The sequence below is a fragment of the Jiangella alkaliphila genome (genome assembly GCF_900105925.1).
Taxonomy (GTDB): domain Bacteria; phylum Actinomycetota; class Actinomycetes; order Jiangellales; family Jiangellaceae; genus Jiangella; species Jiangella alkaliphila.
On record NZ_LT629791.1, the window covers coordinates 4,111,840 to 4,125,330 of the forward strand.

A 13,491-nucleotide genomic window follows, 5' to 3' on the forward strand; every position below is an offset into this window, starting at 1 on the left:
CGACGATGAAGCCGACGAAGACACTGCTCGGCCTGGCGGCCACGGCGGCCGTCCTGACGCTGGCCGCGTGCGGCGACAACGGCGCTTCTGCCGGCGGCTCGGACGACGGCGGCGACGGCGAGGAGGTCAACCTGACCTTCGCGACATTCTCGCCCGACCAGGAGCCGGCCATCCGCGAGATCCTCGACGTGTTCGAGGAGGAGAACCCCGGCGTGACGGTCGAGATCCAGATCATCCCGTGGACCGACTACTGGAGCACGCTGCAGACGTCCGCCGCGGGCGGCACCGGCCCGGACGTCGCCTGGATGCTCGGCGCGAAGATCGGCCAGTACGTCGACGGCGGCGTGCTGCTGCCGCTGGACGACGCGTTCGAGGCGTCCGGCCTGGACATCGAGAACTACCCGGAGCAGCTGGTCGACCTGTTCGTCGACGACGGCACCACGTACGCGCTGCCCAAGGACTTCGACACCATCGGGCTCTGGTACAACAAGGCGCTGTTCGACGAGGCCGGCGTGGCCTACCCGACGCCGGACTGGACCTGGGACGACGTCGTCACCGCGGCGCAGGCGCTGACCAAGCCCGACGGCAGCGTCTACGGCATCGGCGCGCCGATGGACCCGCAGGCGACGTACTACAACACCATCTACCAGGCCGGCGGCGAGGTGATCTCCGAGGACGGCACGACGTCCGGGTACGACAGCCCCGAGGCGATCGAGGGGATCAAGTTCTGGACCGACATGATCAACGTCCATCACGTGTCGCCGACGCTGGAGTCGTTCGCCGACACCGAGTCGGTCGCCCAGTTCATGTCCGGCCGGCTGGCCATGCTGACGACCGGCTCGTTCTACGCGATCCGCTTCGCCAACGACCCGTACTCGTCGGAGAACTTCGACGTCACCGAGCTGCCGGGCGGCGCCCAGGAGGCGACCATCATCAACGGCATCGGCAACGTCGCGCTGGCCTCGACCGAGCACCCCGAGGAGGCCGCCGAGCTGGCCGTCTTCCTCAGCGGTGAGGAGGCCTCGCGGATCTCCAGCGAGACCGGCACCGTCATCGGCTCCTACGCCGGCACCGAGCAGGCCTTCGTCGACGCGTTCCCGCAGTTCAACCTGCAGGCGTTCCTCGACCAGGCCGAGAACGGCGTCGTGCTGCCGGTGTCGCGCAACACCGACGCGTGGGCCAGCCGCGAGGGCGAGTTCCTCACCCCGGCCTGGACCGGTGAGCAGACCGTCGAGGAGGCCGCGGCCGGGCTCGCCGGCGCGATGAACGAGGCGCTGGCTCAGGAGAACCAGGGCTGATCGGTATGTCCACGACCAGCACGCGGACGACGGGCTCGGCGGCGGCTCCGGCGCCGCCGGCCCCGCGCCGCCGGCCGAACCGGCACCCGGACAACGCGTGGGCGGCGATCCTGCTCGCGGTGCCGTTCGCGGGACTGGTGATCTTCTACCTGTGGCCGCTGCTGCGGACCGTCCTGCTGAGCTTCTCCGAGGGCACCGCGTTCACCGGCTACACGATCACCGGGCTCGAGAACTGGCAGCAGCTGTTCGAGAACGGCGACGAGGTGTGGCGGGCGCTGCTCAACACGCTGGTGTACGCGGCGATCGTGCTGCTCGGCGTGCCGATCGCGATGGTCGTCGCGGCGCTGCTGCACCAGCGCGGGCTACGCGGCCGGTCGTTCTACCGCACGCTGTACTTCATCCCCGTCGTGACCATGCCGGTGGCCGTCGCGATGGTCTGGCGCTACATCTACAACGGCGACTTCGGGCTGCTCAACGAGGTGCTCGACGCCGTCGGCGGGCCGACCCGCGCGTGGGTGGCCGACCCCGACACCGCGCTGTACGCCGTCGCCGTCGTCGGGATCTGGATGGCGCTGGGCACCAACCTCATCATCCTGGCGGCCGGGCTGGAGGCGGTGCCGCAGACGCTGGAGGAGGCGGCGATGCTCGACGGCGCCGGGCCGATCCGGCGGTTCTTCTCTGTCACGGTGCCGCTGCTGACCCCGTCGATCTTCCTGGTGTCGGTGCTGTCGGTGATCGGGTCGCTGCAGATGTTCGACCTGCTGTTCATCATGCTCGGCCGGACCAACCCGGCGCTGGCCGACTCCAAGACGATCGTCTACCTGTTCTACGAGGAGGCGTTCGTGCGCAACGACCGCCCGCTGGGCGCGGTGATCGCGCTGGTCACCCTGGTGGTGACGCTCGCGGTGACGGCCGTGCAGTTCCGCCTGCAGCGACGGTGGGTGACCTATGCGTGACCGCCTGCGCTCCCGTCACGTCGTGACGCACGTCGTCCTCATGGCCGGCGCGCTGCTCATGGTGTCGCCGTTCCTCTGGCAGTTCCTCACGTCGCTGAAGACGCTGGCGGAGTCCACCCGGATCCCGCTGACCTTCCTGCCGGCGTCGCCGGAGTGGGCCAACTACTCGGCCTTCTTCGACGTCGTCCCGGTCTGGTCGATGGCGGTGAACAGCGTCCTGGCGCTGGTGCTGCGCGTCGTCGGGCAGCTGCTGGTCGCGTCGCTGGCGGCGTACGTGTTCGCCCGGCTGCGGTTCCGGTTCCGCGGGCCGCTGCTGGCCGGTTTCCTCGTCGTGCTGATGGTGCCGCCGCAGCTGTTCGTGATCCCGCAGTACGAGGTGATCCGCACGATGGGCTGGCTGAACTCCGTCCAGGCGCTGGCGCTGCCCGGCATGTTCAGCGCGTTCGGCGTCTTCGTCCTCTACCAGTTCATGCGGACGCTGCCGCAGGAGCTGGACGAGGCGGCCCGGATGGACGGCGCCAACCCGTTCCAGATCTACCTGCGGATCATCCTGCCGCTGTGCCGGCCGGCGCTGGCCGCGCTGACCATCCTCACGTCCCTGTTCTCCTGGAACGACCTGCTGTGGCCGCTGATCGTCAACACGGTCCCGGACCGGATGACGCTGCCGGTCGGCCTCGCCACGCTGCAGGGCGCCCAGGGCACCGACTACCCCGTCCTGATGGCGGGTTCGCTGCTGACGATTCTGCCGATGGTGCTGGTCTTCGTCCTGCTGCAGAAACAGTTCATCCGCGGCATCGCGATGTCCGGAATCAAGGCCTGACGGCCCCCTACACGAAAGCTCCTTCCTCATGCCTCTTTCGCCAGGTTTCGACGTCGTGCACGAGCTGACCGCCTCCGCCGGGGCCGAGGTCTTCGAGCACGGCTGGCAGTCCTTCAGCCCGACCACCGCCTACGCGCTGGGCGCCCGTCCGCACCGGCCTAGGTCGGAGCGGAACCGGATGCTCAACTACCGGCAGTCCTCGCACCCTGGCGCGGACGGCTACTTCAGCGAGGGCGTGCTCGCGGTCGCTGACGGGTCGGGCTCGGTGCACGTGGTGGCGGCGGCCGACCCGTTCACGACGGGGGTGCGGCTGCAGGCGTCGGTGTCCGGGTCGTCCGTGGTGGTCGGCGCGGACGGGCCCGTGCGGGTGTCGGTCGTCGAGGGGTCGTCCGTGCAGTCGGCGCTGCCTGGGTGGGCTTCTGACGCCGCCGCGGCGGCCGGGCTGCCGGCGGCTCGGCCGGCACCGACCGCCTGGTGTTCCTGGTACGAGTACTGGGGCGACGTGCGCCGCGAGGACGTCGTGGAGAACCTCGAGGCGATGCGGACGCTGGACCTGCCGGTCGACGTCGTCCAGATCGACGACGGCTACTCTGCCGAGATCGGCGACTGGCTGACCCCGTCGGACCACTTCTCCGACCTGCGCGGCCTGGTCGAGACGATCCGCAGCGAGGGCCGCCGGGCCGGGGTCTGGCTGGCGCCGTTCTTCGCCGGCGCGCGGTCGCGGCTGGCCGCCGAGCACCCCGACTGGCTGCTGCGGCACCCGCACGGTGGCCCGCTGCACGCCGGGCACAACTGGAACCAGGACCTCTACTCCGTCGACATGTCGCACCCCGGCGCGGCGGAGTGGATCCGGACCGTGTTCTCGACGCTGGCGGGGTGGGGGATCGACTACTTCAAGATCGACTTCATCGCGGCGGGGGCGATACCGGGCTTGCGGCACTCGGGCGCCGACCCGGTGACGGCGTATCGCGAGGGTCTCGCTCTGATCCGTGACTCCGTGGGGCCGTCGGCGCACATCCTCGGCTGCGGCGCGCCGGTGCTCCCGTCCGTCGGCCTGGTCGACTCGATCCGCGTCAGCGCCGACACCGGCCACACGTTCGCCCCCGAGGACGGCGACATGTGCTCGCCCAGCCAGGAGGCGGCGATCCTGAGTGCCGACGGCCGCCAGTTCATGAACGGCGTGTTCTTCGCCAACGACCCGGACTGCCTCATCGTCGGCCCCAAGATCGAGAACCGCGAGTCGTGGGCCGCGCACGTCGAGAAGGTCGGGGGAGCGGTGGTCAGCAGCGACCGTCTCGTCGGGCTGGACGAGTGGGGCCTCGAGACCACCCGGCGGCTGCTCACCCGCTGACCGACGTCACCATGATCATGTCCCCTGGCGGTCGCTGAGACGCCGCCAGGGAACATGATCATGGTGTCTACGTCTTTCACGGCTACGTGCGCACCGCCACCGTCCCCGGCACCCGCAAGCACGTCTACGTGTTGCCCGAGCGGCCCTGGTACACCGCCACGCTCAGCCGGCCCGGGCAGTTCCACCAGTACGCCGCCTCCATCACGGCGGCCGCGGCGACCCTGCCGGCCGGGCCGGCCCGCGACCGCGTCGACGAGATGATCGACTTCTTCGACTACCTCGGACGCGGCTGCCGCAGCTGATGGTCGAGTGGCAGGACGACCGCCGGCGCCGGGCCGAGGAGGCCGGCTAGCCGGTCCGTCCGTCGTCGAACGCGGTGAGGAGGCGGCGGAGCAGGACGGTGTCGCCGTCGGCCGTCGCGAGTCCGGCCTCGACCACGGCGTCGAGCGGCCGCCCGGCGAAGACCAGATCCTGGACGATGCGGACGGCGCAGGTCAGGACGGCGTCGGCGGGCATGTCGCCGCGCGCGGCGACGAGGCCCTCGCTGCCGATGGTCAGGTGGAACGCGTCGCCGGGCAGCCGCAGCTGGACGCTGGCGCGGACGCCCTCCATCGCCTCGGGCAGGAACGTCGTGCGCAACGCGACCACCAGCGCGTCGGCGCTGAGCTCGGTCGCCGACCCGGGTTTCGGCGGCAGGGGGCTGCCCCACTGGCCCAGTGCGAGCAGGACGGATTCGAGCGCGCGGCCCCGTTCGGTCAGCTCGTAGACCTGGCCGGCGATCGGCGGCAGCGCGCTTCGGTGCGCCAGCACGCCGGACTCCTCGAGGTCGCGCAGCCGCTGGGTCAGCACGTTCTGGCTCAGGCCCGGCAGGCCGCGGTGCAGGTCGGCGAAGCGCTTCGGCCCGTACAGCAGCTCGCGCACCACCAGCAGCGACCACCGCTCACCCACGACGTCGAGCGCGCGGGCGATGCCACACATGTCCTGATAGCTCCGCATGGATGAGATTCTACTTCCCTTCCAGGAGTATTTACTCCTAGATTAGGAGTATCACCGACGCAGGGAGACGAAGATGCCGCACGTGAACTCGGCCGACGGTACCGCCATCGGCTACGACCGCCTCGGCGATGACGGGCCGGCGCTGGTGCTCGTCGGCGGCGGGCTCGACGACGGCAGTGAGAACGTGCCGCTCGGCGAGCACCTGGCTGCCGCCGGGTTCGCCGTCGTCAACTATCGCCGCCGCGGCCGGGGCGACAGCGGCGACACCGAGCCGTACGCCGTGGAGCGCGAGGTCGAGGACCTCGCCGCGGTCATCGAGGCGGCCGGCGGGCAGGCGCACCTGTTCGGCGCGTCGTCGGGTGGGGCGCTGGCGCTCGAGGCGGCGGCCGCCGGGCTGCCGGTGGACCGGATCGCCGTACACGAGGTCCCGTACCTGGTCGGCGAGCCGATGGTCGCGGCCTGGCGTCAGTACGTCACCGACCTCGGGGCGGCCCTGGACGCCGGCGATCGGGCCGAGGCGCTGCGGCTGTTCATGCGACTGGCCGGGTCTCCGGACGAGGCGATCGCCGGGGCGGAGGCGGCGCCGGTCTGGCCGGCGCTGCTCGAGCTGGCGCCGACGCTGCGCTACGACGCCGCCTGCCTCGGCGACGGTGCTCCGCCGGCGGAACTACTGGCGAAGGTCACGCAACCGGTCCTGCTCTCGACCGGCGCGATGGTCGATCCGCACTCCGCCGGGCTGCCGGTCGACTTCTTCGGCGCCGCCGCCGATGTTGCCGCGGCCCTCCTGCCCGACGCCCAGCGGCTGACCGTCGAGATCGCCGGCCACGTCGCCGACCCGGCGCTGCTCGCGCCCCGGCTGGCGGACTTCTACGCCTGAGCGCACGCCGCCACTCCGCCCCACGCCGCGCATCCTGTCCTCCCCTTCCGGCAAAGTTGATCATGGAGAAGGTCGGGCAATTTGCGGGCCGGAAGCCCCCTTTCTCCATGATCAACTCGGTCCGAGGGGCGGCTGGGCAGTGAGCTGGACAAGGGGGAGGAGCGTCGGCGGAGCCGTCACGACAGCGCGGCGGGTTCCTTCTCGTTCAGCCGCCGCTCGCGCTGCTTGGCCCACAGCGCCAGCCCGAGCAGCACCAGCAGCAGCGCGTACGCCGCCGCCGCGAACGGGCTGGTGACCAGGGCGGAGAGGTCGCCTTGGCTGATCGCCAGCGTCCGGCGGACCTGCTCCTCCGCCATCGGGCCGAGGATCATGCCGACGACGAGCGGGGCGGCGGGGTAGCCGTGCCGGCGCATGAAGAAGCCGGCGACGCCGATGCCCAGCAGCAACAGCAGGTCCACGGGGGAGAAGTTGAGGGCGTAGCTGCCCAGCGCGGCGAAGGTGAGGATGCCCGCATAGAGGTAGTGACGGGGGATCTGCAGCACCTTCACCCACAGCCCGACCAGCGGCAGGTTGAACACCAGCAGCATGAGGTTGCCGATGTACAGGCTCGCGACCAGCGTCCACACCAGCGCGGACTGGTTCTCGAACAGCAGCGGGCCGGGCTGGATGCCGTACGTCTGGAACGCCGCGATCATCACCGCGGCGGTCGCGGTCGTCGGCAGGCCGAGGGTCAGCAGCGGCACCAGCACGCCGGCGGCCGCGGCGTTGTTGGCCGCCTCCGGCCCGGCGACGCCCTCGATGGCGCCGTGGCCGAACTCGTCGCGGTGGCGGCCCTTGGCCAGCTTCTTCTCCGTCGCGTAGGACAGGAAGGTGGAGACGTCGGCGCCGCCGGCCGGGATGGTGCCGACGGGGAAGCCGATCGCGGTCCCGCGCAGCCACGGCCGCCACGACCGCGACCAGTCCGACCGCGACATCCACGTCCGCCAGCCGCGTGGCACCGGGATCACCTCGACCGGCCCGTGCCGCAGCCGCGACGCGACGTACAGCGCCTCGCCGACCGCGAACACGCCCACCGCGACGACCACGACGTCGACGCCGTCGGCGAGCAGCGGGACGCCGAAGGTGAAGCGTTGCTGGCCGGTGAGCGTGTCGGTGCCGATCAGCCCGACGAACAGGCCGAGCGACAGCGACGCCAGCCCGCGCGCGACCGACGACCCGAGCAGCGCGCCCACCGTCACGAACGCGACGACCATCAGCGCGACGTAGTCGGCCGGGCCCAGCTGCACGGCCCAGTCGGCGATCACCGGCGCCAGCAGCGTCAACGCGAGCGTCCCGATCGTCCCGGCGACGAACGAGCCCAGCGCGGCCGTCGCCAGCGCGGCGGCCCCGCGCCCGGCGCGGGCCATCTTGTTGCCCTCGACGGCGGTGACGATCGACGCGGACTCGCCGGGCGTGTTGAGCAGGATCGACGTCGTCGAGCCGCCGTACATGCCGCCGTAGTAGATGCCGGCGAACACGATCATCGCGGCGGTGACGTCCAGCTCGTAGGTCAGCGGCAGCAGCAGCGCGACGGCCATCGCCGGGCCGATGCCGGGCAGTACGCCGACGGCCGTCCCGACGAACACGCCGAGCAGCGCATACAGGAGGTACATGGGCTGGAGGGCGTTGGAGAAGCCGTCCAGCACGGCGGTCGCGTCAGCCATCGATGACCGGAACCCCCTCCAGCCAGCCGGCCGGCAGCGACAGCCCGAGACCGGTCCCGAACACCACCTGCAGCAGCAGCCCGAGCAGCACACCGACGACGACGGGCCGCCACCACGGCCGCGCGCCGAGCGTCCACGCCGCCCCGGCGAACAGGACGGCGACGGCGAGCGGCCAGCCGGCCCGCTCGATCAGCCAGGCGTGCGCGAGGAACACCGCGACCAGCAGGACGACGGTGCGCCAGTCGGTGCCGGCGTTCGGGTCGACGTCCTCGCCGTCCTCCGCCGCCCCCACCCGCCCCCGCGCCGTCGCCACCAGCACCGCGACCCCGGCGCCGACCAGCAGCGCGCCGACGACGTACGGGAACGTCCGCGGCCCCATCGCGTTCGCCGACCCGGGCACCGCGATCGTCGCCGTGTCGACGAGGACGAAGACACCCAGCCCGGCGACCAGCGCGCCGATGACGTACTCCTCGGCCCGCGAGAGCAGTGACCGGCCGGCCCCGAGGGCGGAACCAGCGGAGTCCGGCCCGTCGGAGTTCAACCGGCCGGCCCCTTGGTCGTCAGGGGCCGGCCGGCCGGTCTCGCCGGTGCCGCTCGCGGACGGCACCGGCCCGCCCGTGGCGGACGTGCTCACTGCACCAGCCCGATGTCGCGGAGCACGTTCTGCACGGACGTGATCTCCTCGCCGAGGAACGCGTCGAACTCCTCGCCGGGGAGGAAGGTGTCGCCCCAGCCGGCGCGGTCCAGCTCCGCCTGCCACTCGTCGGACTCGCTCACCTGGGTGACGAGGTCGACCAGCGCCGCGCGGTCCTCGTCGGAGATGTCCCCGGCCGCGACCAGCCCGCGCCAGTTCGTCAGCTCGACGTCGTAGCCGGCCTCGGTCAGCGTCGGCGCGTCGATCCCCTCGACGCGCGCCGGCCCGGACACAGCGAGCGCCCGCAGCTCGCCGGCCTCGACCTGCTCCGCGTACTCGCCGATGCCGGAGATGCCGGCGTCGACCTGCCCGCCGAGCAGCGCCGCCAGCGACTCGCCGCCGCCGGAGTAGGCGATGTAGTTGAGCGTGTCGATCAGCTCGTCGGCCGCCACGCCGGCGTCCTTGAGCAGCAGCCCGGCCAGGATGTGGTCGGCGCCGCCGGCCGACCCGCCGGTGACGGCGACGTCCTTGCCGGTGGCGACGATGTCGTCGACGAGGTCGGTGACGGTCTCGTACGGCGAGTCGGCCGGGACGACCACGATGAGGTCCTCCGACGTCAGCCGGGCCACCGGCGTGGTGTCCTCGAGCCGGGCCTGCGACTGGTTCGTCTCGACGGCGCCGACCATGACCAGGCCGGTCACCATCAGCGTCGTGCCGCCGCCGCGCTGGTTGGCCAGCTGCGCCAGCCCGACGGTGCCGCCGGCGCCGCCGACGTTCGTCACCTCGACGCCGCCGGCCAGGCCGCTCTCGTCGAGCGCCTTCTGGAACGCGCGGCCGGTCTGGTCCCAGCCGCCGCCGGGGTCGGCCGGGACCATGATGGACAGGTCGTCGACGCCGGAACCGGAGTCGGACGACGAACCGCCGTCGTCGCTGCCGCCGCACGCGGCCAGCACCGTCGCCAGCGCCAGCGCGCCGATCGCGATCCGCATGGGACCTCGCATGTCTCCTCCTGGTGATGCGGTGTCTGTGGTGCACGCCACACCGGCGTGGTGACGTTGGAGGCTAGGAGCGCGCCCCGGGCGGCCGGAACCCTCCGGTCGTACTGGTCGTATTGATCATTTCGGTCGTGTTTCGGTCCGGTGGCGGCTCGGTGCACACTGATGCCCATGCTCCGGTCGGTCTCGCTGCGGGTGCAGCTGCTCGCGCTGCAGCTGGCGATCGTGCTCGTCACGGTCGTCTCCGCGGGCGGGCTGGCCGCGTGGCTGCAGTCCGAGCAGATCCGCGACAGCTACCAGGACCGCATGATCGCGGTCGCCGACAGCGTCGCCGGGCTGCCGTCGGTGCTCGACGCGTTCGACGACCCCGACCCGTCGGCCACCATCCAGCCGCTGGCCGAGCTGATCCGCGAGGCCTCGAACGTCACGTACGTCGTAGTCACCGACGAGGCCGGCATCCGCTACTCGCATCCGGATCCGGAGCGCATCGGCGAGCCGGTCTCGACCGACCCGAGCGTCCCGCTGTCCGGCGAGGTCTACGTCGGGACGCAGACGGGGACGCTGGGCCGGTCGTGGCGGGTGAAGGTGCCGGTGTTCGACGCCGGCGGGACGGTCATCGGCACGGTGTCGGTGGGCACGCTGGAGTCGGAGCTGCAGGACGACCTGCTCGAGGACATCCCGGCGCTGCTGGCCTGGCTGGCCGGCGCCGCCGTGCTGGGGACGCTCGGCGCCACGTGGGTGACGCACGTCGTCAGGCGGCGCATCTTCAAGCTGGAGCCGGACGAGATCGCGACGCTGCTGGAGACCCGCGACGCCATGCTGCACGGCATCCGCGAGGGGGTGGTCGCGCTGGACGACGCGGGGCGGATCGCGCTGGTCAACGACGAGGCGCGGCGGCTGCTCGACCTCGGCGGCGACGTCACCGGCCGGCCCGCCGCCGACGTGCTGGAGCCGACGCTGGCCGCGGTGGCGACCGACGACGCCGACGTCACCGACCGGCTGGTGCTGGCCGGCGTGCGGATCCTGGTCGTCAACCGGCGCTCCGCGACGTCCGACGGCCGGCCGGTGGGCGTCGTGCTGACGCTGCGCGACCGCACCGAGCTGCACGACGCGCTGCGCGAGCTGGAGGGCGCGCGGTCGCTGACCGAGGCGCTGCGGGCGCAGGCGCACGAGTTCTCCAACCACCTGCATGTGGTGTCCGGGCTGCTGGAGCTGGGCCGCACCGACGACGCGGTGTCGTTCATCGACCGGGTCGGGCGGGGCGGGACGGTCACGCGCACCGTCGCCGCCGGGGTGACGGCGCCCGCGGTGTCGGCGCTGCTGCTGGCGAAGGCCGCGACCTGCCGCGAGCGCGGCCTCACGCTGCGGGTCGACCCGGAGTCGCGGCTGGACGACGACGGCGACGAGCTGGTGACGATCCTCGGCAACCTGGTCGACAACGCCGCCGACGCGACCGGCCACGGCGGCACCGTCGACGTCCGCATCGACCAGTCCGCCGACGGCGGCGTGCGCATCGTCGTCGCCGACGACGGACCGGGCGTGCCGGTGGAGCGGCGGACGCTGATCTTCGCTGCCGGATTCACGTCGAAGGCCGCGTCGCCCGGCGGCGGCGGGCGCGGCATCGGGCTGGCGCTGGTACACCGCATCGTGCGGCGCCGCGGCGGCAGCGTGACGGTGCGCGACGCGGCCGCCGGGGGAGCGGAGTTCGAGGTCGTGCTGCCCGCGCGGGTGCCGGCGCCGATGGTGGTGGGCCCTTGAGCGACGTGCGCACGCTGGTCGTCGACGACGACTTCGCCGTGGCCGCGATCCACCGCGGGTTCGTCGAGGCGGTGCCGGGGTTCAGCGTCGTCGGCGAGGTGCACCTGGGCGCCGACGCGCTGCGCGCCGTGGAGGAGCTGGCGCCGGAGCTGATCCTGCTCGACATCTACCTGCCGGACATCTCCGGCATCGAGTTCCTCAACCGGCTGCGGGCCCGGTCCGCGCCCGAGGTCGACGTCATCGCGATCACCGCGGCGCGCGAGCTGGCCACCGTCCGTGCGGCGATGGCCGGCGGCGTCGTCGACTACCTGGTCAAGCCGTTCACGCTGGACGTGTTCGCCGACCGGATGAACGCCTACCTGGCCCGACGCGAGCAGCTGCGCCGCACCGCGGCCCGGGCCGACGGCGGGCGGCTGGACCAGAACCAGGTCGACGCGCTGCTGCGCAGCCCCGGCGGCGGTGCCGCCGTGCGGCTGCCGAAGGGGCTGTCCGAGCGGACGCTGGAGCTGGTGTCGTCCGAGCTGGCCGGCGCCGGCGGCGACCTGTCCGCGTCGGAGCTGGCCGAACGGGTGGGGCTGTCGCGGATCAGCGCGCGGCGCTACCTGGAGCACCTGGCCGCCTCCGGCCGGGCGACGGTGGCGCCGCGGTACGGCTCGGCGGGCCGGCCGGAGCACGGCTACCGCTGGGTGCCGTACTGATCACATTCCGACGAAATCGGCCGCGGGCGCAGTCGCGGCCCGGTTACCGTGCGGCGGTGAGCCCACGTTTCCGCTTCGCGGCCCTGCTGGTCGTTGCCCTCTTCGTGGCCGGTTGCTCCGGCGACGACGAGCCCGCCTCGTCCGAGACAACCCCGGCCGGCGGCGGCGCCGAGGTGGTGCGGGTGCCGGCGGACGCGGCGACGATCAGCGAGGCGGTCGCGGCCGTGGCCGAGGGCGGCCTGGTGCTGATCGAGGCCGGCACCTACCCGGAGGCCGTGGTCGTCGACAAGCCCGGCGTCACCGTCCGCGGCGCCGACCGCAATGCCGTCATCGTCGACGGCGAGGGTGAACGGGCGATCGGGATCCTGGGGATCGCCGACGGCGTGCGGGTGCAGAACCTGACCGCGACCCGGCACACGCTGGCCGGCGTGCTGATCTCCGGCGTGCACGACGAGACCGGCAACGTGCCCGGCGACGGGTACACGAGCGAGGCGCCCGAGGCGGAGCTGCTGCAGCGGTACGAGGTGCGCAACGTCACCGCGACGAACAACGGGCTGTACGGGATCTACGCGTTCCACGCCCAGCACGGCGCGATCGTCGACAGCTACGCCTCCGGCGGCGCAGACTCGGGGTTCTACCTCGGCCAGTGCGAGGACTGCGACGCCGTCGTCACCGGCAACGTCGCCGAGCGCAACGCCGTCGGGTTCGAGAACGCCAACGCCTCCGGCGGGGTGCTGATCACCGGCAACCGGCTCGCCGGGAACCGGGTCGGCTTGACCCTGACGTCGGACTACCAGGAGGCGTTCGTCCCGCAGCGCGACAACCTCGTCGTCGGCAACGTCATCACCGACAACGTCCAGGCCGACTCGCCCGCGCAGGCCGAGGGCGGGTTCGGCGTCGGAATCGGCATCGCCGGCGGCCAGCAGAACGTGATCGAGCGCAACCTGATCGGCGGCAACACCACCGCCGGGACGCTGATCAGCAGCGCCGAGGACGTGCCGTCGCTGGGCAACCGGTTCGTGGCCAACACGTTCAGCGCCAACCGGGTCGACATCGCCGACGTCTCGACCGAGCGGGCGCCGTCGAACGGGACCTGCCTGGACGGCAACGGGTTCGCGTCGGTGCTGCCCGAGGCGATCGCGACGGCGGTGTGCCCGGCCGGGACGCCGGACATCTCCGGGGTCGCGCTGACGGACGTGCCGGTCGCGCCGCCGGGGGTGCCGTTCCTGGACGTCACGCTGCCCGGGCCGCAACCGGGGCTGGAGGGCGACCTCGGCGCCGTCCCCGAACCGCTGCCCGACACCCCCGAGCGGCCCGCGACGGACTCGCTTCCCGTCCCCGACGCCGCCCTGCTCGCCGACCGCTCAGCGCTCTGACCTCACCCGACCCGGGTGATGTGCCGCGG

13 protein-coding genes are annotated in these 13,491 nt (G+C 72.5%); 9 read left to right on the forward strand and 4 right to left on the reverse strand.

The genetic code is table 11. From position 1 onward, the window contains the following. Positions 1-5 precede the first annotated feature (5 nt). The 5 genes from BLV05_RS18755 (at position 6) to BLV05_RS18775 (ending at position 4,727) form a co-directional block, all read left to right on the forward strand. Positions 6-1,298 (forward strand): ABC transporter substrate-binding protein, encoded by a 1,293-nt coding sequence (locus BLV05_RS18755; RefSeq protein WP_046770947.1) that lies wholly within the window; start codon positions 6-8, stop codon positions 1,296-1,298. 5 nt (positions 1,299-1,303) lie between these two features. Next, positions 1,304-2,254, forward strand: coding sequence for a carbohydrate ABC transporter permease (locus BLV05_RS18760; protein WP_046770948.1), 951 nt, complete (start codon positions 1,304-1,306; stop codon positions 2,252-2,254). Beyond that, positions 2,247-3,074, forward strand: coding sequence for a carbohydrate ABC transporter permease (locus BLV05_RS18765; RefSeq protein ID WP_046770949.1), 828 nt, complete (start codon positions 2,247-2,249; stop codon positions 3,072-3,074). Before BLV05_RS18760 ends, BLV05_RS18765 begins: the two co-directional genes overlap by 8 nt. 28 nt (positions 3,075-3,102) lie before the next feature. After that, positions 3,103-4,425, forward strand: coding sequence for a glycoside hydrolase family 36 protein (locus BLV05_RS18770; protein WP_046770950.1), 1,323 nt, complete (start codon positions 3,103-3,105; stop codon positions 4,423-4,425). Positions 4,426-4,511: 86 nt separating this feature from the next. Beyond that, a complete protein-coding gene (locus BLV05_RS18775; RefSeq protein ID WP_046770951.1) occupies positions 4,512-4,727 on the forward strand; it encodes a hypothetical protein in 216 nt (71 codons plus the stop codon). Positions 4,728-4,773: 46 nt separating this feature from the next. Here the strand turns inward: BLV05_RS18775 and BLV05_RS18780 are convergent, their stop codons facing one another. After that, positions 4,774-5,421 (reverse strand): winged helix-turn-helix transcriptional regulator, encoded by a 648-nt coding sequence (locus tag BLV05_RS18780; protein ID WP_052762826.1) that lies wholly within the window; start codon positions 5,419-5,421, stop codon positions 4,774-4,776. Positions 5,422-5,494: 73 nt separating this feature from the next. On the opposite strand from BLV05_RS18780, the gene BLV05_RS18785 reads away from it, so the two are divergent. Further along, positions 5,495-6,298, forward strand: coding sequence for an alpha/beta fold hydrolase (locus BLV05_RS18785; RefSeq protein WP_046770952.1), 804 nt, complete (start codon positions 5,495-5,497; stop codon positions 6,296-6,298). Between the two features lie 176 nt (positions 6,299-6,474). On the opposite strand, the gene BLV05_RS18790 is transcribed toward BLV05_RS18785, so the two are convergent. From BLV05_RS18790 to BLV05_RS18800, 3 genes are read right to left on the reverse strand one after another with little or no spacing between them, the layout of a single operon-like run. Further along, the gene (locus BLV05_RS18790; RefSeq protein WP_046770953.1) at positions 6,475-8,001 is read right to left on the reverse strand and encodes a tripartite tricarboxylate transporter permease; all 1,527 of its coding nucleotides are present in this window, start codon (positions 7,999-8,001) and stop codon (positions 6,475-6,477) included. Beyond that, complete coding sequence (locus BLV05_RS18795; protein ID WP_197683199.1) at positions 7,994-8,635, reverse strand: tripartite tricarboxylate transporter TctB family protein; 642 nt, start codon at positions 8,633-8,635, stop codon at positions 7,994-7,996. Before BLV05_RS18795 ends, BLV05_RS18790 begins: the two co-directional genes overlap by 8 nt. After that, positions 8,632-9,636 carry a Bug family tripartite tricarboxylate transporter substrate binding protein gene (locus BLV05_RS18800; protein WP_046770954.1) on the reverse strand — a complete coding sequence of 335 codons (1,005 nt, stop codon included), beginning with the start codon at positions 9,634-9,636 and terminating at the stop codon, positions 8,632-8,634. The genes BLV05_RS18795 and BLV05_RS18800 overlap by 4 nt, the downstream gene beginning before the upstream one ends. 165 nt (positions 9,637-9,801) lie before the next feature. Between BLV05_RS18800 and BLV05_RS18805 the strand changes: the two genes are divergently transcribed. The 3 genes from BLV05_RS18805 to BLV05_RS18815 are packed head-to-tail and all read left to right on the forward strand — an operon-like array spanning position 9,802 to position 13,462. Next, entirely contained in the window at positions 9,802-11,388 is a 1,587-nt protein-coding gene (locus tag BLV05_RS18805; protein WP_197683200.1) for an ATP-binding protein, read from the forward strand. Continuing rightward, positions 11,385-12,086: a response regulator gene (locus BLV05_RS18810; protein WP_046770956.1), complete on the forward strand. Its 702-nt coding sequence runs from the start codon at positions 11,385-11,387 to the stop codon at positions 12,084-12,086. The genes BLV05_RS18805 and BLV05_RS18810 overlap by 4 nt, the downstream gene beginning before the upstream one ends. Positions 12,087-12,142: 56 nt before the next feature. Then, positions 12,143-13,462: a right-handed parallel beta-helix repeat-containing protein gene (locus BLV05_RS18815; protein WP_046770957.1), complete on the forward strand. Its 1,320-nt coding sequence runs from the start codon at positions 12,143-12,145 to the stop codon at positions 13,460-13,462. The last annotated feature ends 29 nt before the right edge of the window (positions 13,463-13,491 follow it).

Bases quoted from the DNA above. Each gene is read 5' to 3' on its own strand.
- BLV05_RS18755 (WP_046770947.1), top strand. From the start codon at position 6: ATGAAGCCGACGAAGACACTGCTCGGCCTGGCGGCCACGGCGGCCGTC.
- BLV05_RS18760 (WP_046770948.1), top strand. From the start codon at position 1,304: ATGTCCACGACCAGCACGCGGACGACGGGCTCGGCGGCGGCTCCGGCG.
- BLV05_RS18765 (WP_046770949.1), top strand. From the start codon at position 2,247: ATGCGTGACCGCCTGCGCTCCCGTCACGTCGTGACGCACGTCGTCCTC.
- BLV05_RS18770 (WP_046770950.1), top strand. From the start codon at position 3,103: ATGCCTCTTTCGCCAGGTTTCGACGTCGTGCACGAGCTGACCGCCTCC.
- BLV05_RS18780 (WP_052762826.1), bottom strand. From the start codon at position 5,421: ATGCGGAGCTATCAGGACATGTGTGGCATCGCCCGCGCGCTCGACGTC.
- BLV05_RS18785 (WP_046770952.1), top strand. From the start codon at position 5,495: ATGCCGCACGTGAACTCGGCCGACGGTACCGCCATCGGCTACGACCGC.
- BLV05_RS18790 (WP_046770953.1), bottom strand. From the start codon at position 8,001: ATGGCTGACGCGACCGCCGTGCTGGACGGCTTCTCCAACGCCCTCCAG.
- BLV05_RS18800 (WP_046770954.1), bottom strand. From the start codon at position 9,636: ATGCGAGGTCCCATGCGGATCGCGATCGGCGCGCTGGCGCTGGCGACG.
- BLV05_RS18805 (WP_197683200.1), top strand. From the start codon at position 9,802: ATGCTCCGGTCGGTCTCGCTGCGGGTGCAGCTGCTCGCGCTGCAGCTG.